This window comes from Cupriavidus sp. SIMBA_020 (assembly GCF_046535395.1).
Classification (GTDB): Bacteria; Pseudomonadota; Gammaproteobacteria; order Burkholderiales; family Burkholderiaceae; genus Cupriavidus; species Cupriavidus campinensis.
Window position 1 is genome coordinate 1 of the sequence record NZ_JAWRWU010000367.1, and the last position, 286, is coordinate 286.

The window sequence follows — 286 nt, forward strand, 5'->3', positions numbered from 1 at the left end:
AAGGTCACGCCGGTCAGCGAATAGAGCCGCGACATGCTGTTGCCTTGCAGCCAGAGGCGCAGATCGACCGCGGCGAGATGCGCCGGATCGGTGACCGTGCCCACCAGACCGATATGCAGATCGCCCGCCTTCACGTCGGCCTGCACCGGGAACGGCCGGTTCGCGTCCTGCAACGCGAGCACGCCGCCCACCTTGCCGCTGCCCGCCACCGGCGTCTTGTTGTAGGTGCCCTTGATGGTCCAGCCGATCGCGTAGAACGGCTCGCTGGTCTGACCGCCCGCCGCCG

The 286-nt window shown here is 68.5% G+C and carries 1 protein-coding gene; it reads right to left on the minus strand.

Features of this window, described 5'->3' with window-relative positions:
• Positions 1-286: AsmA family protein (locus SB751_RS29615; RefSeq protein WP_410748975.1), on the minus strand; the 286-nt coding region annotated here is incomplete at both ends.